The sequence below is a fragment of the Roseovarius salis genome, assembly GCF_044472985.1.
Classification (GTDB): Bacteria; Pseudomonadota; Alphaproteobacteria; order Rhodobacterales; family Rhodobacteraceae; genus Roseovarius; species Roseovarius salis.
On the sequence record NZ_JBISDG010000033.1, the window covers coordinates 1 to 21,076 of the forward strand.

24 protein-coding genes are annotated in these 21,076 nt (G+C 67.1%); 9 read left to right on the forward strand and 15 right to left on the reverse strand.

Annotated features, from left to right (window positions below; all coding sequences use genetic code 11):
- The coding region (locus ACH13J_RS13460; RefSeq protein ID WP_397543858.1) for a P-loop NTPase at positions 1-861 on the reverse strand (861 nt) is incomplete at its 3' end.
- Positions 848-1,447: a MarR family transcriptional regulator gene (locus tag ACH13J_RS13465; protein ID WP_397543859.1), complete on the reverse strand. Its 600-nt coding sequence runs from the start codon at positions 1,445-1,447 to the stop codon at positions 848-850. The genes ACH13J_RS13465 and ACH13J_RS13460, both read right to left, overlap by 14 nt.
- Before the next feature lie 85 nt (positions 1,448-1,532).
- Between ACH13J_RS13465 and ACH13J_RS13470 the strand changes: the two genes are divergently transcribed.
- On the forward strand, positions 1,533-2,393 hold the full coding sequence (locus ACH13J_RS13470; RefSeq protein ID WP_397543860.1) for a sigma-70 family RNA polymerase sigma factor: 861 nt from the start codon (positions 1,533-1,535) through the stop codon (positions 2,391-2,393).
- A gap of 9 nt (positions 2,394-2,402) precedes the next feature.
- Here the strand turns inward: ACH13J_RS13470 and ACH13J_RS13475 are convergent, their stop codons facing one another.
- Positions 2,403-3,206, reverse strand: a complete 804-nt coding sequence (locus ACH13J_RS13475) for a cobalamin-dependent protein (RefSeq protein WP_397543861.1) — start codon at positions 3,204-3,206, stop codon at positions 2,403-2,405.
- Between the two features lie 197 nt (positions 3,207-3,403).
- On the opposite strand from ACH13J_RS13475, the gene tspO reads away from it, so the two are divergent.
- On the forward strand, positions 3,404-3,862 hold the full coding sequence (tspO, locus tag ACH13J_RS13480) for a tryptophan-rich sensory protein TspO (protein ID WP_397543862.1): 459 nt from the start codon (positions 3,404-3,406) through the stop codon (positions 3,860-3,862).
- A gap of 22 nt (positions 3,863-3,884) precedes the next feature.
- Here tspO and ACH13J_RS13485 read toward each other — a convergent pair whose 3' ends face one another.
- The 8 genes from ACH13J_RS13485 to ACH13J_RS13520 form a co-directional block, all read right to left on the reverse strand.
- A complete protein-coding gene (locus ACH13J_RS13485) occupies positions 3,885-4,625 on the reverse strand; it encodes a CbiQ family ECF transporter T component (RefSeq protein ID WP_397543863.1) in 741 nt (246 codons plus the stop codon).
- On the reverse strand, positions 4,619-6,199 hold the full coding sequence (locus ACH13J_RS13490) for an ATP-binding cassette domain-containing protein (RefSeq protein ID WP_397543864.1): 1,581 nt from the start codon (positions 6,197-6,199) through the stop codon (positions 4,619-4,621). Before ACH13J_RS13490 ends, ACH13J_RS13485 begins: the two co-directional genes overlap by 7 nt.
- The gene (locus ACH13J_RS13495) at positions 6,183-6,767 is read right to left on the reverse strand and encodes an ECF transporter S component (protein WP_397543865.1); all 585 of its coding nucleotides are present in this window, start codon (positions 6,765-6,767) and stop codon (positions 6,183-6,185) included. Before ACH13J_RS13495 ends, ACH13J_RS13490 begins: the two co-directional genes overlap by 17 nt.
- Before the next feature lie 63 nt (positions 6,768-6,830).
- Positions 6,831-7,421, reverse strand: coding sequence for a YkoF family thiamine/hydroxymethylpyrimidine-binding protein (locus tag ACH13J_RS13500; RefSeq protein WP_397543866.1), 591 nt, complete (start codon positions 7,419-7,421; stop codon positions 6,831-6,833).
- 313 nt (positions 7,422-7,734) lie between these two features.
- Entirely contained in the window at positions 7,735-8,151 is a 417-nt protein-coding gene (locus ACH13J_RS13505) for a hypothetical protein (protein ID WP_397543867.1), read from the reverse strand.
- A 66-nt stretch (positions 8,152-8,217) separates the two neighbouring features.
- On the reverse strand, positions 8,218-8,724 hold the full coding sequence (locus ACH13J_RS13510; RefSeq protein ID WP_397543868.1) for an alpha/beta hydrolase family protein: 507 nt from the start codon (positions 8,722-8,724) through the stop codon (positions 8,218-8,220).
- A 42-nt stretch (positions 8,725-8,766) separates the two neighbouring features.
- Positions 8,767-9,975: a serine hydrolase gene (locus tag ACH13J_RS13515; protein WP_397543869.1), complete on the reverse strand. Its 1,209-nt coding sequence runs from the start codon at positions 9,973-9,975 to the stop codon at positions 8,767-8,769.
- 35 nt (positions 9,976-10,010) lie between these two features.
- Positions 10,011-10,646 (reverse strand): hypothetical protein, encoded by a 636-nt coding sequence (locus ACH13J_RS13520; RefSeq protein WP_397543870.1) that lies wholly within the window; start codon positions 10,644-10,646, stop codon positions 10,011-10,013.
- A 135-nt stretch (positions 10,647-10,781) separates the two neighbouring features.
- Between ACH13J_RS13520 and ACH13J_RS13525 the strand changes: the two genes are divergently transcribed.
- Positions 10,782-11,585: a LytTR family transcriptional regulator DNA-binding domain-containing protein gene (locus tag ACH13J_RS13525; RefSeq protein WP_397543871.1), complete on the forward strand. Its 804-nt coding sequence runs from the start codon at positions 10,782-10,784 to the stop codon at positions 11,583-11,585.
- Between the two features lie 308 nt (positions 11,586-11,893).
- Here the strand turns inward: ACH13J_RS13525 and ACH13J_RS13530 are convergent, their stop codons facing one another.
- Positions 11,894-12,304 carry an Rrf2 family transcriptional regulator gene (locus tag ACH13J_RS13530; RefSeq protein WP_397543872.1) on the reverse strand — a complete coding sequence of 137 codons (411 nt, stop codon included), beginning with the start codon at positions 12,302-12,304 and terminating at the stop codon, positions 11,894-11,896.
- Between the two features lie 106 nt (positions 12,305-12,410).
- On the opposite strand from ACH13J_RS13530, the gene ACH13J_RS13535 reads away from it, so the two are divergent.
- From ACH13J_RS13535 to ACH13J_RS13555, 5 genes are all read left to right on the forward strand, one after another.
- A complete protein-coding gene (locus ACH13J_RS13535) occupies positions 12,411-13,619 on the forward strand; it encodes a GTP-binding protein (protein ID WP_397543873.1) in 1,209 nt (402 codons plus the stop codon).
- Positions 13,616-14,251: a DUF1826 domain-containing protein gene (locus tag ACH13J_RS13540; protein ID WP_397543874.1), complete on the forward strand. Its 636-nt coding sequence runs from the start codon at positions 13,616-13,618 to the stop codon at positions 14,249-14,251. Before ACH13J_RS13535 ends, ACH13J_RS13540 begins: the two co-directional genes overlap by 4 nt.
- Positions 14,251-14,541 carry a DUF6525 family protein gene (locus ACH13J_RS13545; RefSeq protein ID WP_397543875.1) on the forward strand — a complete coding sequence of 97 codons (291 nt, stop codon included), beginning with the start codon at positions 14,251-14,253 and terminating at the stop codon, positions 14,539-14,541. The genes ACH13J_RS13540 and ACH13J_RS13545 overlap by 1 nt, the downstream gene beginning before the upstream one ends.
- On the forward strand, positions 14,541-15,620 hold the full coding sequence (locus ACH13J_RS13550) for a GTP-binding protein (protein WP_397543876.1): 1,080 nt from the start codon (positions 14,541-14,543) through the stop codon (positions 15,618-15,620). Before ACH13J_RS13545 ends, ACH13J_RS13550 begins: the two co-directional genes overlap by 1 nt.
- Before the next feature lie 251 nt (positions 15,621-15,871).
- The gene (locus ACH13J_RS13555; protein ID WP_397543877.1) at positions 15,872-16,807 is read left to right on the forward strand and encodes a LysR substrate-binding domain-containing protein; all 936 of its coding nucleotides are present in this window, start codon (positions 15,872-15,874) and stop codon (positions 16,805-16,807) included.
- Between the two features lie 2 nt (positions 16,808-16,809).
- Here the strand turns inward: ACH13J_RS13555 and ACH13J_RS13560 are convergent, their stop codons facing one another.
- Complete coding sequence (locus ACH13J_RS13560; protein ID WP_397543878.1) at positions 16,810-18,126, reverse strand: MmgE/PrpD family protein; 1,317 nt, start codon at positions 18,124-18,126, stop codon at positions 16,810-16,812.
- Between the two features lie 203 nt (positions 18,127-18,329).
- Here ACH13J_RS13560 and ACH13J_RS13565 point away from each other — a divergent pair, with 203 nt between their 5' ends.
- Positions 18,330-18,740 carry a hotdog fold thioesterase gene (locus ACH13J_RS13565; RefSeq protein ID WP_397543879.1) on the forward strand — a complete coding sequence of 137 codons (411 nt, stop codon included), beginning with the start codon at positions 18,330-18,332 and terminating at the stop codon, positions 18,738-18,740.
- Positions 18,741-18,749: 9 nt separating this feature from the next.
- On the opposite strand, the gene ACH13J_RS13570 is transcribed toward ACH13J_RS13565, so the two are convergent.
- Both ACH13J_RS13570 and ACH13J_RS13575 read right to left on the reverse strand, forming a co-directional pair.
- Positions 18,750-20,609, reverse strand: coding sequence for a hypothetical protein (locus ACH13J_RS13570; RefSeq protein ID WP_397543880.1), 1,860 nt, complete (start codon positions 20,607-20,609; stop codon positions 18,750-18,752).
- Positions 20,606-21,073 carry a hypothetical protein gene (locus ACH13J_RS13575; RefSeq protein WP_397543881.1) on the reverse strand — a complete coding sequence of 156 codons (468 nt, stop codon included), beginning with the start codon at positions 21,071-21,073 and terminating at the stop codon, positions 20,606-20,608. Before ACH13J_RS13575 ends, ACH13J_RS13570 begins: the two co-directional genes overlap by 4 nt.
- Between the last annotated feature and the right edge of the window lie 3 nt (positions 21,074-21,076).

The following is a 21,076-nucleotide window of genomic DNA, read 5'->3' on the forward strand; positions in this document are numbered from 1 at the left end:
CGGCCCGCCGGGGGCGGCCTGCGCAGGCGCGGGTCTGCCCGAGCCGTCCGAAAGCGTCCAGGCGAAGGGTGTCGCGATCCCGTCTGCCTGCTGTCCCTGTCCCCCCAGCGCGGCGGCGATCTGGCGATAGGCCGCCGCGGCGGGGCTGTCGGGCGCGTCGCGCACCAGCGGTCGCCCCTCGTCGCCGCAATCGACCACGTTCGGGTCGAGCGGCACCTTGCCGAGGAATTCGACGCCCAGGTCCCGCGCGATGGCCTCGCCGCCGCCTTCGTGGAAGATGTGGGTGACGGTGCCGCAGGAGGGGCAGGTGAAGCCGCTCATGTTCTCGATGACGCCGAGGACGGGGACGTTGACCTGCTCCATCATGCGCAGGCCGCGCCGGGCGATCTTCAGGCTCACATCCTGCGGCGTGGTGACCACCACGGCGCCCGACAGCGGAAACGCCTGCGCCAGCGTCAGCTGGATGTCGCCCGTGCCCGGCGGCAGATCCAGCAGCAGCACGTCGAGCGCGCCCCAATCCACCTGCCTCACGAACATCTGCAGGTACTTGGTGACCATCGGCCCGCGCAGGATCGCGGGCGCGTCGTCGTCGGTCAGCATCGCCATTGAGATGACCTTGACGCCCTGCGCCTCGGCCGGGATCACCTTCTGGTCCGGCGCCATGGCGGGCTTTCCCGCCGGAATACCCAGCATGCGCGGGATCGACGGGCCGTAGATATCGGCATCGACCACGCCGACGGACAGCCCGGCGTCCGCCATCGCCACGGCGATGTTGGCCGTGACTGTCGATTTTCCCACGCCGCCCTTGCCGCTGCTGATGGCGATCATGCGGGGCGCGTTGGCCGTCTCAGCCTGCGGCATCTCGATCTCCCTCGTTGTTATTCCCAGGCAACGGCGTGTAGCTCGCGCAGAGCTTGGTCGTTTCGTCGGCTGCCAGTTCCGCCGCCATGCAGGCGCAATAGGCGGCGTCTCCCGTCGTGCCGAAGTGACAGCAGTCCCGGCACGTTCCGAACGAGGGCACGTCTCGCTTCGCGGCGAGCGCGGAGGCGAGCCCGGACAGCGTGGTCAGGACCCGTGCGCTCTCGGAATCATCCAGACCGTCGATCAGACCGACCAGGACCCTCAGCGGATCGTGGTCGAGCATCGCGCGGCCCTTGTCGGTCAGGTTGAAACAGACGCTGCGCCGATCCCGTTCGGAGCGGGTGCGGGAAACCAGCCCCCGGTGCTCCAGCGACTTGATGATCTGCGAAGCGGTGCCGCGCGTCGTGGCCTGAAAGCTGGCGAAAGCCGATGGTGTCCGGGTGCTGCCATTGACCCGCGCGAAGAAGCGCAGGCAGGTCCATTGCGCCGCTGTCAGTTCGGAGCGCGTATCCTCGCTCTGGACCGCGCGCCCCAGATGCACGAGCAGCTCCGCAATCCGGTCCGGTGTGTGTGGCTCACTGATCATGCTCAACTGATAGCGAATCGAAACTGCTTTGACAATCGCTCGCGACCCAAACTAGTGTCGAAGCGACATCAAATGCATCATCGCAATGAACAAGCCATTCACGAACCGCGCCCATGGCGCCCGTCGCATACGCACTCCGGACATGCTGTCTGCCGAGGTGGAGCGCGACCTTGTGCGGGCCTGGCATAACCACGGCGACCGACGCGCTCGCGACCGCTTGCTCCGGGCCTTCACCCCGTTGGCCATATCGGTCGCGAGGCGTTTCAATCGCGGTACGCGCGAGCCCGATCCCGATCTGGTCCAGCAGGCCCATATCGGGCTGATGAAAGCCGCCGATCGCTTCGACCCCGAAAGGGACATCCGTTTCTCGACCTACGCGGTCTGGTGGGTGCGCGCCGAAGTGCAGGCTTATGCGCGCGCGAATATCTCGGTCGTGCGACGCCCGAACTCCGCCAAGGCGCGTGCGGCGGCGTCCAGGATCGCCGCGCTCGACGCCGAGATATCGGCCGATCCGGGGGTGGACCCTGGCGATGCGACGGGCCGGCTTGCGGATGCCCTCGGCGTGGATCGGGAGAAGGCGTTGGATCTACGTGCGCAGGTGACCGGAACGGACCAGTCCCTGAACATGCCGACGCTCGAGGAGGGGGGCGAAGAGCGCATCGCCCTGCTGGTCGACCCCGACAGCCTCGACGGGTCCGCACCGGTCAAACGCCTCGAGGCGGAAGCGCTTCGGCGCGTGCTTGTCGAGGTGCTTGCCACGCTGCCCGACCGGGAACGCGAGATCATCGTTGCCACGCAGGTGGCGGACCCACCAGCGACGCTCGAAGGCCTCGGGGCGAGATATGGTGTCTCTAAGGAGCGGATCCGTCAGCTTCGGGAGCGCGGGTTCGAACGGCTTCGCGCCGCGCTTCGTCGGCGCGGCCTCTCGTTGGAGAACCTTTTCTGAGGTGGGACGTCAGTCCCGAAGACGGATCAGGCGCTCCAACTCGCGGCATGCAGAGGGTGCGTCATCGAAGACCAGATCGATGTCCACGAGATCGTGCAGCCGGGCCGCATCGACGTTTTCTGCGGGAGCGATGCCGATGATCGCCGATGGCATTGCGATGCGCATCGCCACAACCAGACGCACCAGTGCATCCAGCCGCTGTTCCGTGCTGAGCGAGAGGCCGATGATGTGCGGCTGCGTGTCCTCGACATGTGCCACGAGCGCGTCATGGTCGGTGTCGGTCCGCAGATCGATCTCCCAGCCCGCCTCGCGAAAGAGGTCCGCGGCGACGGTGATCCCGATCCCGTGTTCCTCGCCGGGCACCGTCGCGAAGAGCGCACAGCGCCGGCCGTCGAATGCAGGACGCGCGCTTGGGGTTTCGGCCCGCAACGCCCGCATCAGGGCGTAGAGATGCCCAGTTCCGTAGGTGACATCGAGAAAGGAATACCTGTCCTCGTCCCATCCCTGGCCCAGCCTGCGCGCCGCCGCGATGATGTATCCGAGGTAGATCCCCTGTCGGGTCACGCCCTCGTCCCGCCGATCCTCGATGAACTGCAAGGCCGCGGCCGGGCTTGGCTGGACGAGCGTCTCACAGAAGGCGTCGATGCTTTCGTCGCTGATCTCGGGCGCCTCGAAGGTCGGATCGTTCGATCGTGCCGACGCCATTCGTCGCATGATGTCGGTGGCCAGGACTTCGACGGCGTCCTGTGCAAAGGCATCTCGCTTCGTGTCGAAAAGCGACACCGTGCGTGTAAATACTTCAGCATCGAACACGGGCGAACGCCCCTGGAACTCTATCGCTTCAACTCAGTGTACCTTGGCATGCGATTCGTTCAATAGAGCCAACGGCGTCCCGTCTTCTCTGCCTGCGCTCGCTTTGAGCTCCGCGTGCTGCTACGTCGGATATGCAACTCGGACGCTTGTCGGTTTCACAAGCCGCAGGCGTCAGGATTCGTGCTCACGGGGACCTCATGACGCTATTTCCACTTTACCTGGCGATCTGCGCCGTTCCGGCTGCGGCAGGTCTGCTGTTCAAGCCCGGAGCCTGGTATCGCGACCTCGACAAGCCCGGATGGACGCCGCCCGACAAGCTTTTCCCGGTGATATGGGCGGTCCTTTACATGCTGATGTCATGGGCGGCGGCACGGGTGGCGATGCAGCCCGGCAGCGCCTTCGCCCTCGGCCTCTGGTCCTTGCAGATCGCCATCAGCACGCTCTGGTCGGCGGTGTTCTTCGGGTTGCACCGCATTCGGGCCGGTGCGGTGATCATCGCGCTTCTCTGGGTGGCGGTTCTGGCCACGACGCTGGCGTTCCTGACGCATGACACAGTTGCCGCGCTGATGATGGTCCCGTATCTGGCTTGGGGCACTTTTGCGCTGGCGCTCAACATCTCGGTCATGCGGCGCAATCCGCAGGCCGCGACGGCCTAGCGGATGGTGCCGCGCTGCCCCGTCAGAAGGCCAGTCGACCGCTGACCCATACCATGAGCAGCAAGGCAACAAGCCCTGTCGCAAGGACGATGGCATCGCTGCGCGTCATCGGCGGCTGCGGCAGGGTGGTCCGGACGCGATCAAGCTGCAGACCGCGCGCCTCGAAAGACAGGGCGGCGCGCGTGGCGCGGCGGATGGCGTAGGCCAGAAGCGGGATCGCCAGCGCGATCGCCTCCGTCGGCACCGGGACCCGCCGCAGGGGCCGGCCCAGTCGCATCGCGCGCGCCATACGCAACTGCAACAGTTCGGCGCGGAGATCGGGCACCATGTGCATGGCCTGAAGCAGCGCGAACCCCATCGGCGCAGGCAGGCGCAAATGCTGCATCAGCGCGCGCACAAGCCGCCCGGGATCCGTCGTCAGCGCAAAGACGGCCGAGGCCATGCCACATGCGAGCACCCGGAAGAACAACACGAGCCCCGGTGCCACGTCGGGACCGCCACCCTGTTCCTGCGCCATCTGGATTGCGAAGCCGGACTCCGCGCGGAAAAGGACCGATGTGGTGAAAAAGCCGAAACCGAACAACGCGAACGGCACCATCAGAAGCAGCAGCCGCCGCAACGGGATGCGGGCGTCGATCAGCAGAAGAAGCGTAGCAAACATGAAAAGCAGGAGCTGAAAGGACAGGCGAAATACCACCAGAGAGGCGAGGATCAGCGCAAGGCAGAGCGCGAGCTTTGGCAGCGGATGAAGCGTACTCAGCATGTCGCGTCCAGCCAGTTGAGCACGGGAGCCGCTTCCGGCGGGAGGAGCCCCGCGCGCGTCAACCGGGCCGTGTCGCGCATCAGATCAGGGCATTTGCCGCAGAATTTGACGCCACCGCGATCCACGAGCACTGCGCGGTCCGCGACCGCCAGCGCGAAATCCATGTCATGCGTGATCACGGCGATCCCGCGGGCCTCGCGGGCCAGTGCCCTGATCCGCCGCGCGAGCGCTGCCTCGGTGCCGCCGTCCAGCCCGGCTGTCGGCTCGTCGAGGATCAGAAGCGGCCATCGCCCAGCCTCGGCGATCAGCGCCACAGCGAGGCGGCGCTTCTGGCCCTGCGACAGGGTGAAGGGGTGCTGGTCGGCGACCCGGTCCAGCGACCAGTCGGCAAGGATGCGCCCTGTCCGCTCGGGCCCGTGACCAAGCCCCTCGATCTCCGCGCGCACGGACTCCCGGCTGAAATGGGCCTCCGGGTTCTGGAACGCGACCGCGCCCGGTGGCCCCTTTCGCGTGCCCGCCCGCAGCGGAACAAGGCCCGCAAGACACCCTGCCAGCGTCGACTTCCCGGCGCCGTTGGGACCAAGAATCGCCAGGACCTCGCCCGCTAGCAGCGAAAGCGACACGTCGCGCAGCACCACGGGTCCGAAAGGCGGTGCGCAGGCCGTCCTGTCGAGGGTGACCAGCTCCGGCCCCGTTTCGATCGGGTCGGGCAGGATCGCCGCGCGGAGCCGGTCTGCATGGTCGGATGCGACGCGGCGCAATGCGCCCGAGAGCGGCGGGCTCGGGTCGATCAGGTCCGGCAATGCGATATGAAGCCGGGTTGCCAGCGGAAGGGCGATGCCGGCCTCGGCCAGCGCCGCGCCATGCCGCTCCACCACGGCGCGCGGTGGTCCTTCGACCATGACACGCCCGCCAGGGCCGAGGGCGATACAGCGGTCCACATGACCGAGGATCGGGCCGGGCTTGTGCTCCACCACCATGGCAGTGCAGCCCGGCGCCAGCAGGAGCTCGCCCATCCGGCGCGCCGCTTTCGGTGCGAGGCTGGCCGCAGGTTCGTCGGCCAGTGTGACCGGCGCGCCCTGCGCGAGCAGCGCGGCCAGCGCCACCAGTTGCCGTTCGCCGCCGGACAGCGCGGTGATACGGCGGTCCGCCCAGGCCTCCGGGATCCCGGCGCGCCGCATGCTCAGGGCTACGACCTCGTGAATACTGGCCGGGTCGACACCGCGGTTCTCCGGGCCAAACGCGATCTCGTCGCGCACGGTGAAGCCGGCCAGTGTTTGCGCCGCATCCTGGAACAGGTAGCCGCAGGTATCGGCCCAATCCGCCGGGCGCCGGCTGTCGACCGGGCGCCCTTCCAGCTGGATCGTGCCGTGCCGCTCGCCGCCGATAGAAGCGGGAAACAGCCCGGTCGCGGCATGCAGCAATGTGGATTTTCCTGCCCCCGACGGCCCCATCAACAGCACACGCTCACCCGCGCGCAGATGAAGAGACACCGGGCCCACCGCGGGCGCCTTCGCCGCGTCGTGCCGCAGAGAGACGTCGTGGTAGGCCAGCGCCTCAGGCACCGGCGGCACGCGCGTCGCGGTCGATGGCAAGGCCGGACAGGACGCCGGTGCGATACAGCGCCTTGACGATGACATGGGCCAGCAGGCCGCCCAGCAGCGCGCCCGAGGCGAGACGCAGCGTGAACATCGCGATCAGGAGTCCCGGCTCCAGGCTGCCATAGTCGAAGCGGATCCAGGTATAGGCGAAGGAAAAAACTGCGGCGCCCATGCCGGCGGCCATCAGGACGGTGACGGAATAGCGCCGCCAGCGTGTCGCAGCGAAGACCGCTTCGGCGCCAGCGCCCTGCACGAGCCCTGTCAGCAGCAAAAGCAGCCCCGCCGGACTGCCGAGCAGCACCTGCACCGCGGCCGCCATGACTTCAGAGATCAGGGCAACGCCGGGCTTGCGGATGATGGCCGCCGCGATCATCGACACGATGAACCAGAAGCCCATGACGACATCCATCGTCACCGGCCCGAAGATCGCCTGAAGCACGAGCCAGACCTGCACCCAGCCCAGATAAAGCACGCCGAACACAGCGCCCAGCACGGCGACGATCAGGGTTTCACGAAGAGTCCAGACGGATTGGTCGGGCATGGGAGCCTCCTTTGTCGTATCAGTTGGGATCGAGGAAGGCAGGCCGTCAGGCGGCCCGCGGGATCAGCGGTCGCTCGGCGAATTCGCCGAAACGGTCACGTCCATCGCCAGATGGCCGGCCTCGGCGCCGAAGCCCGTGAAGGCCTGGCCCAAGGTCTCGAAGACGGGGCCGGCGTCGCCGCGCAGGGCGGTGCAGAAGTTCTTGGACCGGTCGAACACGCCCGAATCCTTAAGGAACGCGATGCAGCCGTAGATCTCGTCCATGTGGTGGTCGATGCCGAGCGGATAGAGCGACAGCTGCGCTGCGACCGTCTGGTGCTGCAGCGGCGCGGCTGCGACGGCTTCGCGGCAGGCCGCGACACGGTCCGCAAGGCCCGCATCCCGCGGCGGTCCGGCAACAGGCGTGCACATGGGGTCGTCCGGTTCGCCCGGACAGCCACGTGAGACCGTCGCGTGCATCGTCGTGTGCACGCCCGACCGCGACGCCGCGCAGAACAGATCGCGCATCGCGGGAAACAGAATATCCGGAGGGCCGACCATCAGCGTCGACAGGGAATCCGTCTCGAGGCGCAACCGGTCGCGCCAGGGATCAAGCGACCCGATCGCCCCGAGGATGATGTCGACGAAGTCGTCCGACATCGGGTACAACGACAATTGTGCTCCGGAAAACATGCTCACCTCGCTCCGCTGGCATTACCCAGATCAGCTTGAGGGTCCGAGGACTTGCGCCCTGCATCTCAGCCCCGGCACTACGGAGCTCCCCTGTTGTTATTTGGCTATTGCAAATCCGCCATCTGAAGTCAACGGGCAGGCGCTGGAACGGCATGGCTTTCGATCTCAAAACAATCGGGCTCGGCGTATGGTCGACGAGAACTTGACGATCGTGGAGAGGTTGAGCGACCGCACGGTGATGCGGAGGCAGGCCCGGGTGCACCGTCGATCGCACGCGTCTTGCTTCCTCTGGCTGTCATCGCTTTGGAAGGCCGAGATTTTCAACGAGAAACTCGACGACCTCTTGGTTCAAGCGCGCGTGGAACGCGCCCCGGTCGAATTCCGGGGCGTCGGTGCAGGCCATCTGCCAGACGCGCGGGTTCGCCTGTTCTAGCGCGGGGTTGCAGGACGGGCGGAAGGCGAAATGTCCCGCCGCCGCGACGACATGGGCCTCGGACGGCGGCGTCAGCGTGGCGGCGAGCGGGCCGATATTGGTCTCCTCCGGCACGCGTGCGTCCTCTGCCGCGCCCCAAAGCTGGATCGCGACATCGAGGTCCACGACCTGGGCCGGATCGAACCCGAAGCCGAAGCCGGGCGCGGCGGCGACCACGGCTTGTAGCCCTGACAGGGGCGCAGGGAAGGCACCGGCGGCATCGACCACATCTGCTGCCATGCCGCTGTGGCAGACGAATTCTTCCAGTGTGGCGGCGCAGTGCGCGGCAATGCGGTCTTTTGAAGTCTACCCACCGGCGGCGGCCAGCACACTGTGGCCACCGGCGGAGAAACCGAAAGCGCCTATGCGCGTGCCATCGACATGGCCGGCGTCCGGCCAGCCGTCGCTCATGTAGTCCACGACGCGCGCGAGGTGTTGCGGGCGTTCGGTGATCCAGCGCGACGGCGGTGCTGTTTCGTCCCCGTCGGAGTTGCCAGGATGGTTAAGCGCCACGGCGATCATGCCCGCATTGGCCATGGCGCGGACCAGCGGGGCGTGACCGCCAAACCATCCGCCGTCGCCATGCGAGAGAACCACCAGCGGCAGGTCGCTGCCTGCGACGGGCGCGTGCATCGCGACGGCCTGTCCGAAGGGGGTGTTCGGTTCATCGGGAGTGGCGGCGTCGCTGGGATACCAGACCGCAGCCTCGATGGGCGGCATGTCGGCGGTGCCGCGGATCTCCACGAACTGGAAGCCGGTGGCCAGCGCCGGGAAGGCCGTGAAGATGAGAAGTGTGGCAAGACGAAGGGGCATGGGCTGTCCTTTCCGGTTGGTTGCGACGGGGTGCGGTCTGGCTCAATCGTCCGCGGCGGCCTGCGCGATGGCGCGGAAGGCGGCGACGCTCTCGTGGTCGTTGTCGTCGAAGAGTGGGTCGGCGCTGGTCTTGACGATCACCACCTCGCGGGCGGGATCGACGTAGATGTACTGCCCCCAGACGCCGATGGCGAGGAAGTCGCCCTGCGGCTCCTCCGGGATCCACCATTTATAGCCGTAGCCGAAGGTCCAGTGGCTGGCCGGGTTCTCGCCCGGTTGCAGGTGTGGCGCGGTGGGCGCGACCGAGGCCGCGACCCAGTCGGCCGGCACGATCTGCCGCCCCTCGCGTACGCCGCCGTCGAGGTAGAGGCGCCCGAAGCGGGCATAGTCGCGCAAGGTCGCGTTCACGCAGCAGAGCGCGAATTCGCGGCCCGCACGGTCGGTGCTCCAGGTCGCGTCGGCCTCGGCCCCCATCGGGCCCCAGAGGCGACTGGCGAGGTAGTCGGCGACGGGCATGCCGGTGGCCGCCTCCAGCACCAGCCCCAGCGCCATGGAATCGGAGCTGACGTAGTCGTTGTAGGTGCCGGGGTCGCGCACACGCTCGAGTCCTGCCAGCGTCTCCTCCGCTGGCACGCCCATCGCCATCGCGCGGATGAACAGCATGTTGATGTCGGACAGCGGGTTCTCGTAGTCCTCGTCGAAGGCAACGCCCGAGGACATTGTCAGCGCGTCCTCGATCGGAACGTCGTCGTAACCTGAGCCCGCGAGCGCCGGGACATAGGCGCCAATTGGGTCGCGGATGCTGGCGATGTGCCCTTCTTCCACCGCGATGCCGATCAGCGCCGAGAGCACCGATTTCGCCATCGACCAGGAGGTGAAGGGCGAGCTCGCGTCGGCGCCCTGCCGATACTCCTCGTGGGTGATCGCGCCCTCGCGGACGACCAGCAGGCCGGTGGTCTCGGTCCGGTCGAGGAAGGCGGCGAGGTCGTGGGCCGCGCCCTCGAAGGCATAGGTCTCGGGCAGCGGTGCCGGCGCACGGTCGAAGGTCCAGACATCCTCGCCGCGCGGCACGGGCCGGTCGGGGAAGACCCGGTCCATGGCGCGGAAGTTCTCCACCCGGTAGCCTTCCCAGAAGAGTGTGATGCCGGCCCAGGCCGGTGTTTGCCGCAGCCAGAGAAAGGCCGCGAGAATCAGGATGGCGAGCGTGGCGAAGGTCCACAGCGCGATGCGGGTCAGCCGGCGTGCAAGCATGGTCGTGTCTCCTTGCAAGGGGTGAGGTCTGCGGGTCAGGCGGCGACGGCGCCGCGCGTCACGCGGGCGCTCCACCAGAAGATGACGGGTGTGATCAGCGCGGTCGGCCCGAGCCACACCACCAGGTCCGGCAGGAAACCGAGGTTGACGACGCCCGCGGCGGTGATCGTGGCAATGGTACCGCCCAGCATCCGGCTCAGGTGCCGCGCGATGCGCGCCTTGCCGCTGACAGGCCCGCGCGCCCAGTCGCGCCAGTCCGCCAGCGCCAGGCTCAGCCCGATGGAGCCGAAGGCCAGCAGGATCACAGGCTGCGCGCCGCTGCCAGCTAGCACGCCCTGCGCGCCCCAGCCCAGCATCCCGATCCCGGCCAGAGCCATCACCGCGCCGCCCGCATGGTCGAGGCGCCGGGGCCGCCCGTCGCGCACCATCGCCGCGCGCCACCCGGTGAAGACGAGGTAGAGGCTGAACACCCCAACCGCGAAGAGGAACGGGTTCGGGTGCACGACCGCCAGCACCAGCGCGCTGACGCCGACGACCAGCATGGCCAGCGTGTAGATATTGCCCGAGCGCCGGTGCAGCCGGCCGCCCTTGGCGCTGCCGACGGCGATGCCGGCCGCGGCGAGCGCCGCGACGCCGGCCAGGATGTGCAGGAACAGGATCGTCTGGATCATGGGTCGATACCTCCGATGCGGGGATGTGCAGGCTTCATGATGTGACGGCGGTAGCGAAGCCGCGCCGGACCGGGCCAGCGAAGTTGCGGAAACGGTTGGGAAATTGCGCGAACGGCATGCTAGGGTCCGTTCACGATGCGCGAACGACTTGCCCGCCTTTCCCTGCGACTGGGCCCGCCGATCGGCGTGGGCCTCGTGCTGGGACTGATCGGGCCGTTCGGGACGTTCGACCTCATGCCGACGGCGCCAAGGCTGGCCTATTGGCTCGCGGTCATCTCCGTGAACTGGCTTCTGGCCGATGCCGTCCTGCGGCGGCTGGATGCGTTGGCGGGCGACCGGATGCCGATACCGCGGCTCACGGTGCCGCTTGTCGGCGCCTGCCTCGCTGCCGTGCCCGCGACCGGGGTGGTGGCGCTGGCAAACGGGCTGTCGGGGATCGGCTGGCCCGATAATGTCGCCGTCCTGTTCGGGCGGGTGCTGCTGCTGCTCGCCGCGATCTCGCTGCCGGCCTACACGTGGGAGGACATGCAGGAGCGGATCGCGGCCATGCCCGATCCCGCACCGCCCGAAGGCGCATCGTCAGGTGGCCAGCCTGAGGAGATCGAGGCCCGGCAACCGGGTGCGGACAGCCTCTCGCTGTTCGCGGCGCGCCTGTCCGCGCCGCTCGGGGGGCGGCTGCTCTGCCTCGAGATGCAGGACCACTACCTCAAGATCCATCATTCCGGCGGATCCGAGATGATCCTGTGCCGCATGGAGGACGCCACGCGCGAACTGGGAAGCCTCGGCCAGCGCGTCCACCGCTCATGGTGGGTGGCCGCCGATGCCGTGGAGGGCGTTGAGCGCGAGGGCCAGCGCATCCTCCTGCGCCTGACGGATGACCGACGCGTGCCTGTGGGTCGCTCGTTCCGCCCTGATCTCAAGGCCGCGGGCTGGCTGTAAAAGCCGCGGCTCTCCGCCCTTATTCTCGTTACGCTCTGGTCGAGCGGCTGCGCGACGGGCGCTTCTGACATCGGGGCATGGGGGCACGTCCGTCGGTCGTCGTGTACAGCCAGGAGTTCCAGGTGCGGGCTACCAGGTTACCGGTGAAGCTGCCGGAACGTTCGGCGATCACAAAAATGCGGGCGAACCGATTTGCGGTGCGGGTGCAAGCCACGTGCCGCTGGGCGCGAGAGCTACGCTTGCGCAGTACTCGAAAAGTGTCCCCTCACGCTATTCAATAAGTGTCTCGTGCTTCAGAATGATGAAAGTCATTCAGCGGTTTCGCGGATTTCGAAGATCGTCGTTTCCCCGAGCTTCTCGACAAGAGACCGCTCGACTTCCGCCATCACGCTGGAGACGCGGTGATGAAAGGCATGCGCTACCTTGCAGTCGTGAGTCGTGTCGTCGGCTTCCGCTGAAGCGAGGCGTTCGTCGAGCGCGAGGTAAACGTCTGCCAGAGTGATTTCCTTTGGCGACCGTGCGAGGCGCCAGCCGCCGGAATGGCCACCTTCCGACACGAGAAGACCGGCCTCGCGCAAGCTGCCCAGGACGCGACGCACGACGACCGGGTTTGTCCCCGCATGTGCGGCGATGTCGGCAGACTTTCGGACGCGATCCGGCTCTCCGGCCATGTGGCCCAGCGTGTGAAGGGCGAGTGACAGGCGACTGTTGCGTTTCATGGCTTGGCTTTCGATCTCATGGTTCTTCCGTAACTGTGACGGTTGCGCATATCCAGTAACTTGAGTAGTTACACAATCTGAATCAGTCACCCCGGAAAGCATGCCCATGTCCGACGACCGCCTTCCTGTCACCGTTCTCTCCGGCTTTCTCGGGGCCGGCAAGACGACGCTTCTGAACCGCGTGCTGAACAACCGCGAGGGGCGGCGCGTCGCGGTGATCGTCAACGACATGTCGGAGGTGAACATCGACGCCGATCTCGTGCGTGCCGACAGCCCGCTGTCGCGCACCGACGAGACGCTGGTGGAGATGTCGAACGGCTGCATCTGCTGCACGCTTCGCGATGATCTCCTGCAGGAGGTGCGCCGGCTCGCCTGCGAGGGGCGCTTCGACTACCTGCTGATCGAATCCACCGGCATTTCCGAGCCGCTCCCCGTCGCCGCCACTTTCGACTTCCGCGATCCCGAGGGCGAAAGCCTGTCGGACGTGGCGCGGCTCGACACGATGGTGACGGTCGTCGATGCGGTGAACCTGCTGCGCGACTACTCCAGCCACGATTTCCTGCGCGACCGCGGCGAGACGATGGGCGAGGAGGATGACCGCACCCTGGTCAACCTCTTGGTCGAGCAGATCGAGTTTGCCGACGTGGTGATCCTGAACAAGGTCGCCGACGCCGGCCCCGAGTGCACCGATGCCGCGCGCAAGATCATCCGCAGCCTGAACGCCGATGCGCGCATTATCGAGACCAACCATTCCGACGTTACCGCCGAGACGATCCTCGACACCGGTCTCTTCGATTTCGAGAAGGCAAATGAGCATCCGATGTGGGCGAAGGAGCTATACGGTTTCGCCGACCACGTGCCCGAGACCGAGGAATACGGCGTCGCCTCCTACGTCTATCGCGCGCGGCAACCGTTCGAGCCGGAGAAGATCCTCGCTGTCCTGAATGGCGACATGCCCGGCGTCATCCGCGCCAAGGGGCATTTCTGGATCGCGACGCGCCCCGAGTGGGTCGCGGAATTCTCGCTCGCCGGCGCGCTGTCGTCCGTGAAGCCGCTCGGCACATGGTGGGCCGCCGTCCCCCAAGAGCGCTGGCCCGACCACGACAGCGCGCGGGCCTATATCGCGCAGCACTGGGTGGAGCCCTGGGGCGACCGGCGGCAGGAGCTTGTCTTCATCGGCGCGGGTATCGACTGGCCGCGCCTGAAGGCCCGTCTCGATGCCTGCCTGCTGCCCGAGCTCCTGGCGCCAGCGCCGGATGCGCTCCCGGACCTGCCCGATCCCTTCCCGATCTGGCGGCGTGCGGAGGCGGCATGACCCTCGTTCGAGAGATCGTAAGTGATGTGGCGATTGGCGTTGGCGTCGCGGACAGGCCCGAGGGGCTCTCGGCGCTGCATCGCCCCGGCTGCGCCGCCGCGATCTGGCGACGGCAGCCCTTGCCGGGGTTCCAATCGTGGATCGACGGGCTCGATCCGGACGTCCTGCCAAGGGCCCGGGTGATCCTGCGGCCCGACGCCGTCCGCAACGCCGCGTCGGAGGTCTGCGAGGCGTGTGGCACCCCCGTCGGCGCGGAGCGAGACCGTCTCGTGGACGACATAGCGGCGCTCGCCGACATCTTTGCCGTGCTGATGCAGGCGCGCTGGCTGCGCCTGCGGCTCGACGTGGTGACGACGAATGCCTGCTGGAAGTTTCATATCGACGCCGTGACGGCGCGGCTGGTCTGCACCTACCGGGGCACCGGCACGCAATACGGCACCTCGACCGACGGAGCCGAGCCGCGCCGGATCTTCACCGTGCCGACAGGCGCCCCGATCGTGCTGCGCGGCACGCGCTGGCCCGAACGCCCGCGCTCGGGGCTACTGCACCGCTCGCCCCCGATCGAGGGTACCGGCGAGACGCGGGCGGTGCTTGTCCTCGACCCTGTCGACGATCCGGAGGAGGCGGTCTGATGCGCGGCAATCGCGGCCAGACAAGCCTCAAGCTCAAGCGTCGCACCGAAGACCCGATGCGGGACTATGACCGGCTGCCGCCCGAGCTGCGCGCCTGGCTCGCCGAGGCCGTCCTGCCTTGGCGGCCCCGATCCGTGCGCCGTGCCTTCGACCGCGCCGTCGCGCGGACGCGGAACCGCGCGCGCGCCCTCGAGGAGCTCGACCGGCTTCAAGAACGGCTGGTGGCGAAGGACGCGCGGGCGGTCTGGGGTGACGCGCATCCCTGTGTCTCGACCCCCGGTGGCCGATGATGCGCATCCCGGTCACCATCCTCACCGGCTTCCTCGGCGCCGGGAAGACCACGCTCTTGAACCGCCTGATGACGCAGCCGGGCTTTGGCGACACGGCCGTCATCGTCAACGAGTTCGGAGAGGCGGATCTCGACGGGCTGCTGGTCAACCATGTCGAGGACCGCGCCTTCGCCTCCACCACCGGATGCCTGTGCTGCACCGTCTCGGGGGATGTGCGGTTCACGCTCTTGCGCCTGCTAGACGAGGCGGATCGTGGCGTCGGACCGATGTTCAGCCGCGTCGTTATCGAGACGACGGGACTTGCGGATCCCGGTCCGATCCTGCGCACCTTCATGTCGACCCAGCGCATGCTGGACCGCTTCGCGATCAACGGCGTAGTGACGCTGGTCGATTCCGTGAACGGTGCTGATGCGATTGACCGGTTCGAGGAAGCGCAGCGCCAGGTCGCCGTCGCGGACCTGATGATCCTCACGAAAGGCGACCTGGCGGGGGACCACGATGCGCTGCGGCAAAGGCTCGCGACGCTGAACCCCAACGCGCGTCACCTGACGGCCGAGGAGACGACGGCGGGCGCCATGTTTTCTCTGGCCGCGTTCGACCCGGCCGGACAGCCGCCCGACGTGCGCGCCTGGCTGCGGTTCGACGCGTCCGAAGCGCATGGCCACGAGCACCATCACGATGACGAACACCACCACGATCACTCCCACGACGTGAACATCCACGGCGCGACAACGGCCTTTTGTTTTTCGGCGGAGGAGCCGATCGCGCCAGCTGCGCTAGAGACTGCCATCTCGGCGCTTCAGGCGTCGCTCGGCGCCGATCTGCTGCGTATGAAGGGGCTGATCGAAATCACCGATCATCCCGCCACACCCTGCGTGCTCCATGTCGTCGGACATGTCGCGAGCCCGCTGCGCAGGCTCGACGGCTGGCCCAAGGGGATCGATGCGACGCGCGTCGTGATGATCGTCGCCGGCCCCGGCCGCCATGCCGCCCCTGAGATGCTCACCCGCTTCCTGCCGGAACTGAGCCCCTTCAGTCCAAGCAAGTCGAGCCGACAGCTTGAGCCGTCGAAGAAATAAAAACAATGACTTAGGGTGGAGAACGTTGAATCCTAGTCCCGTCCCCTCCGCCATTCATCCCGACATCGAAAAAGTCGCGAGGTTCCTGCTGGTTTTCTGGCGCGCTGGACACGTTCGTCTTGCACGTGATCGAGGGCTTCGCGTCAAGTTTCTTCGTCATGCGCCGGGTTCCGGTGGCCACGTATCACTGGACAAAGTCATCCGCTGTTGCTTCGATAATTCCGGGCCATGGCCTTACCGGGGCAACGTGCGTGGACTCTCGACAACTCAGATACTTCCGCCAGATCGTCGAGCATGGCTCGATGAGCGCCGCCGCGCGCAATCTCGGGGTGGCGCAACCCTCGCTGTCCCAGCTCGTCCGGTCGCTGGAGTCGACCGTCGGCACGGAATTGCTGCTGCGCTCCTCCGGCGGGGTTTTCCCAACCGAAGCCGGCGAGCGGCTGAACGATTATGCCGCCCGGATCGAGCGTCTGCTCGAGGATGCCCGCTCGGAGGTGATGGGGATCGGGGCCGTCCCCGCCGGGCGGGTGACCTTCGGGATGCCGCCGTCGATCTGCATGGCACTGTCCATCCCCATGTCCGAAACGCTGCGGGTGGAGTTGCCCGATATCCAGTTCTGCGTCACCGAGGCGATGACCGGCCACCTGCGCGAATGGGTCATGAGCGGCGAGATAGACATGGCGATCCTTTACGACAACACCGGGCTTGGCGACTGCACCTCCTCGTTCCTGCTGACCGAGGATCTGTGGTTCTACTCGGCCGCCGATGACTGGCCGTTCGATACCCCGCCCGGCGCGCCGATTGACCTCAAGGACGCGATTTCCAAGGACCTCGTCCTGCCGTCAAAGCGCCACGGCTTGCGGATCTTCATAAACCGCGCGGCCCGGTCCGAATGCTCCGAGCCCATCACCGTGACGCTGGAAATGGATTCCCTGCCGCAGATCAAGTCACTCGTGGCGCGCGGCAGCGGATACACCATCATATCACCCGCCGCGGTTCTGGATCTGGTCGAGGACGGCAAGCTGCTTGGCAGCCCAATCCGCAACCCGCGGCTTAGCCGGAAACTCTACCTCGTCCGCTCGTCCGTGAGCCGCATCACGGCCGCAAGTCGCGCGACGGAAGAAAGCTGCCGGGAAGTGATCGGCGATCTCGTGACCCGGGGCATCTGGCAAGCCAACCTTGCCTGAGGCTATCCACGCGGCATGATGCGGCCGAGCGCGCGCGCGCGCAATCCGTCGAGACCGTCGAGAAGCGCCCAGATCTCGCGCCCTGTGTCCCCGAGCACTGCCTGCGCCTTGCCGCGCAGCCTCCGGGCGAGAACATCCTCGTCCAGCGGCACGTCAAGATCGTGGCGCAACCCTATCTCGCGGCCGTCCGCGAGCGTCAGCAAGACGTCCGCCTGTGCATCGCTCAGTGCCGGGTCGGCATCCACCGTTACCCTGTCCGCGAAAGCGGCAAGCGCGGGATCGGAAGCCAGCGCGTCGGAGTAGAGGCGATCGCTGCCGGTTTCGTCACCGCGCAGAACCATGCCGGCCAGCCACTTGTAGGAAAATTTCACCTCCAGCCCGGTCCGCGGCGACGGGTTGTTGCAGACCTTCAGCCATCGCGGCGCCGTCCGCAACCGCAACGATGCCACGTCGTCAAGGGTCACGCGATGATCGGCCCGGGCGCTTATCAGGGCTTCGATCATCGCGTGCAGGCCATGGCAGCAGGCATGCAGCTTGTACTTGTTGTCCTCGAACAGAAAGGTCGCGGGCGGCGGCGACGCCCAGCCGGCGTCCGGATCGGCCTTGGGCGTGTGTGTCTCGACAAAGCCCTGCATGCCCATCAGCCCGTCATCCGCCGATGTGAAGCCACCCCGCGCAAGCTGTGCGCATTCGACCCCGTTGGCGGCCGCGATCCCGGCGTTGTACGGCTTGCCCATCGTGCCGAACTGGGATTTCAGCCCGGATGCCCGCGTCGCGCAAAGCCCGAGGGCCGCGCGCAGTTCCGTTTCGGTCAAACCGTAAAGGCGGCCCGCCGCAAGCGTGGCGCCGAAGGCGCCTGCCGTCGCCGTCTGGTGAAAGCCCAGATTGTAATGCGCCGCACCCAGAACCATACCGATCCGTATTGCGGCCTCGGCACCGACAAGAAACGCCTCGATCACCGCCCGGGCATCGGCATCGATGTCCTCTCCCACCGCCAGCGCCGCGGGATAGATCCCCACGGAAAGGTGCCCGACATGGGCGAAATGGGTGTCGTCGTAATCGAGGGCATGACTGGTCGCCCCGTTGACCAGCGCCGCCATGCGCGGTGGGGCCTTTTGCGCCCCGCAGACCGACGCGACGGGCTTGCCGCCCTCCTCGGCCGCGAGCGCCCGCAATTTGCCTGCGACGGGTTCGTTGCGCCCGGCGACACAGCAGGTCGTCCAGTCCAGCAGCGAATAGCGGGCCAATTGCAAGGCGCGGCGCGGCATCTCTTCACCGGGCATGCGGGCCAGCCGGGCCAGATTGTCGATGAAACTCATGTGCAGGCTCCCGCGGTCAGTGTGGTACCGGGCAGGCAATAACACGGGGCCGCGGGGCGGAGAAGGCGCGGGACATGCCCCATTCGCGGACAACCGCATGGCATAGGCTGGTATTATGTCACGCCCCGCCGGAGCGTGTCGGCTCTGGCCGTCGGCCAAGCCGTGCGGCTATACAAGACGCAAACAGCTAGGAGATGACTTCGATGACGGCGCCCGATGATCCCGACCTGCTGCCCGCCTATCCAAGGGCGCTTGGGGTGGAACTCGGCGACTGCACGCCCGAGCGCGTCACTGGCAGCCTGCTCGTCACCGCCGATCACGGCAACCGCAACGGCGTGATGCATGGCGGCGCGATAATGGCTTTCGCCGACAGCCTCGGCGGCGTAGCAAGCGCCCTGTTGATGACCGGCGACGACAAGACCACGACGCTGGAGAGCAAGACGAACTTCCTGCGCCCCGTCGCCATCGGCGAGCGTATCACGGCCCGGTGCGAGCCAATCCATTCGGGACGCAAGACACAGGTCTGGAAGACCACCGTTTTCCGCCAGGACGGCAAGCCCGCCGCGGTAACGATCCAGACGCAGATGACGCTCAGCTGGCAAGGGCCGGCCTGAGACCGGCCCTTAAGAGGCCTTCTTCGTCACGCGCTCGAGCCCGGCCGCCAGCCAGTCCGGCGTGCGCCGGTCCTCGGGCTCGCCGAGGGTTATGGGCCTGATCCGCTCCGACGAGGTGCGTCCGAACCCGATGCGGTATGCGAACCACCAGACGAGCACGACCCCAAGCAACCAGAACAGGATCTGCCAGACCCAGAGCGACGGCACGCCCAGCTCTGCCTGCCGCTCGGTGAAAATAGGGTCACTGAAGAAAGTGTTGCCAAGAATCGCCCCCGGCCCGTAGGCAAGAAAGCCCCACAGCAACATGAGCGACCACAACAGCGCGCGTCCGCCGGTCTGTTTCGGCGGAAGCGCGGCGGCCATGGCATCGTGTAGCCGGTCGCGCTCGAACCTGTCGGGCGCGCGCAGGGTCGCGGCCGAGCTCAACAGGACGAAAGCAAGGTTGAACACCAACCCCCAGGCGGCCGAATGGATCGTGAGCGGCCAGCGCCCCCATGGCAGTTCGACGAAAAGCGCCTCGAACAAGACGAGCCCCAGAGGTTCGGTGAACACGACGACGAGACATCCTATGGCCAGTCCCGCCAGCACGGCGCCGCGGCTGATGATGCGAAGAAAGCTCAGCCCCAACAGCGCGGGCAGGAGTTGGACCGAAAGGGGCAGCGCCACGCTGCCGGCAATGGCGCAAACCAGGGGGGCGAAACCGGCCGCGAGCGCGACGAAGAAAAAGGCAAAGCCGAGTGCGATGCGGTGGCCCAGACGTGCACCACGCGCACCGAGATGCGGGAACAGATAGGTCAGCACGAGCTCTCGCATGATGAGTATGGCCCCGCTCGTGACGAAGAAACTGACCGCGAGCAGGGCACCGACCATCATCATCAGCAAGAGCCCCGCACCTGCCAGCGGCTCGACCTCGAACATCGATCCGGCCAGCGCAAGCGGTCCGTCGGGCATCCGCGCAGCCAATACCGGAGCGGCAAGAACGAAACAGCCCGCCATGAATCCCGCCAGCAGCCAGACGGTCGACACGCCCAGCCCCCTGCCCCCGGGCGCCGTCTGACCAAGATACAGCACCCCGGGGCTGAACACGATGCCCAGCAAGGCGACGATGGCCGAGACGATCCCGGCCGCGGTGAATATGCCGCCGGCTGGCATGGCCTTGCCCACGCAGGCAGAGTTCTGCAGCACGCCCGGTATGCGATCCCACAGCATGCCCTCGTCCACGGCAATCCGGCGGAAGGGGTATCCCGGCCCGGCCGAGGTCACCTCGTTGAACACCGCGAGGGACGGCAGAAGAAGTGCGAGAAGGATGGAATACATGGCAAGGATCATCACGGTCGCCCGCCAGCCCCCGATGATCGCGGGGAAAGCCAGCGCAATCGCGATCAACCAAACGCCTGCCGCCCGCGGAACGAGTCCCTCCGTGGAGGCGTCCAGCAGAACCGCCACCGAGGACAGGATATGCCCGGCAAAGGGCAGCGCGAATAGCAACGTGATCCCCATGACAACGACCCTGAGCGCCACGGAGTCGTAAAAACGGCCCAATGCCTCCCCGGGGGTCGAAAGCCCGGCCACCCGCGTGGCGAGCCATAGCCGGTTCCAGACCAGCAAGGCGGCAATGGCAACGAGCACGAACCCGGCAGCAACGTGCGAGGCCTGCAGACCAAACCGTCCGATCATGGCGAAATGCCGCTCTACCCCGAGCGCGGCCGCCGCCAACCCGGGCAAAAGGAACATGACGGCCCAGCCGGGCAAGCGATGCCCGGCGTCGGCAAATGCCTGCGGCGGCGCGCCGAGCCGCGCCGTGCGGGCGGCAAGATAAACGCCATAAAGTGCCAGCAGCACCAGGAGACTGAGAAGCAGCGGGGTCACCTCCGCCCTCCCCTGTGCGGCAGGCGCGAGGCAGGCCGCAGGTTGTTGTCGCGGATGACGTCGAACCGCTCGAAGGCCCCGCGCGGCCCGAAGGCGATCAAGAGATAGACGACCACCGTGACGACCAGAGACACCAGGCCAAGCCCGACCGGGAGCACGACACTCCGGGTGATCTCGGCGGGGGCAAGAAGCACCGTCAGCAGCAGCGTCACGATCGCCGCCGCAAACACCACGAGGCCGAGCGCCGTCTCGCCGCTGGTGAAGCGCGTCTTGAGGACGGTATTGATGATGACATGACCGACGAACCCGAGGATGATCCCTCCGAATCCCGCGCCGATCCACCAAGCGCCGCCGCCCGTGACGCCCTTGTGGAGCAAACCGGCGGCCAACAGGGCCGCCGGTGACCAGACCGCCATCACCAGCCCGTGCCGGTCGAGACGGTCATAGAGTTGGCTCTCGCTCATCGG

Excerpts from the sequence above, each read along its gene's own strand:
- ACH13J_RS13535 (WP_397543873.1), top strand. The coding sequence starts at position 12,411 with ATGTCCGACGACCGCCTTCCTGTCACCGTTCTCTCCGGCTTTCTCGGG.
- ACH13J_RS13505 (WP_397543867.1), bottom strand. The coding sequence starts at position 8,151 with ATGGCAGCAGATGTGGTCGATGCCGCCGGTGCCTTCCCTGCGCCCCTG.
- ACH13J_RS13465 (WP_397543859.1), bottom strand. The coding sequence starts at position 1,447 with ATGATCAGTGAGCCACACACACCGGACCGGATTGCGGAGCTGCTCGTG.
- tspO (WP_397543862.1), top strand. The coding sequence starts at position 3,404 with ATGACGCTATTTCCACTTTACCTGGCGATCTGCGCCGTTCCGGCTGCG.
- ACH13J_RS13575 (WP_397543881.1), bottom strand. The coding sequence starts at position 21,073 with ATGAGCGAGAGCCAACTCTATGACCGTCTCGACCGGCACGGGCTGGTG.
- ACH13J_RS13545 (WP_397543875.1), top strand. The coding sequence starts at position 14,251 with ATGCGCGGCAATCGCGGCCAGACAAGCCTCAAGCTCAAGCGTCGCACC.
- ACH13J_RS13530 (WP_397543872.1), bottom strand. The coding sequence starts at position 12,304 with ATGAAACGCAACAGTCGCCTGTCACTCGCCCTTCACACGCTGGGCCAC.
- ACH13J_RS13485 (WP_397543863.1), bottom strand. The coding sequence starts at position 4,625 with ATGCTGAGTACGCTTCATCCGCTGCCAAAGCTCGCGCTCTGCCTTGCG.
- ACH13J_RS13525 (WP_397543871.1), top strand. The coding sequence starts at position 10,782 with ATGCGCGAACGACTTGCCCGCCTTTCCCTGCGACTGGGCCCGCCGATC.
- ACH13J_RS13510 (WP_397543868.1), bottom strand. The coding sequence starts at position 8,724 with ATGCCCCTTCGTCTTGCCACACTTCTCATCTTCACGGCCTTCCCGGCG.
- ACH13J_RS13520 (WP_397543870.1), bottom strand. The coding sequence starts at position 10,646 with ATGATCCAGACGATCCTGTTCCTGCACATCCTGGCCGGCGTCGCGGCG.
- ACH13J_RS13565 (WP_397543879.1), top strand. The coding sequence starts at position 18,330 with ATGACGGCGCCCGATGATCCCGACCTGCTGCCCGCCTATCCAAGGGCG.
- ACH13J_RS13560 (WP_397543878.1), bottom strand. The coding sequence starts at position 18,126 with ATGAGTTTCATCGACAATCTGGCCCGGCTGGCCCGCATGCCCGGTGAA.
- ACH13J_RS13550 (WP_397543876.1), top strand. The coding sequence starts at position 14,541 with ATGCGCATCCCGGTCACCATCCTCACCGGCTTCCTCGGCGCCGGGAAG.
- ACH13J_RS13470 (WP_397543860.1), top strand. The coding sequence starts at position 1,533 with ATGAACAAGCCATTCACGAACCGCGCCCATGGCGCCCGTCGCATACGC.
- ACH13J_RS13540 (WP_397543874.1), top strand. The coding sequence starts at position 13,616 with ATGACCCTCGTTCGAGAGATCGTAAGTGATGTGGCGATTGGCGTTGGC.
- ACH13J_RS13495 (WP_397543865.1), bottom strand. The coding sequence starts at position 6,767 with ATGCCCGACCAATCCGTCTGGACTCTTCGTGAAACCCTGATCGTCGCC.
- ACH13J_RS13515 (WP_397543869.1), bottom strand. The coding sequence starts at position 9,975 with ATGCTTGCACGCCGGCTGACCCGCATCGCGCTGTGGACCTTCGCCACG.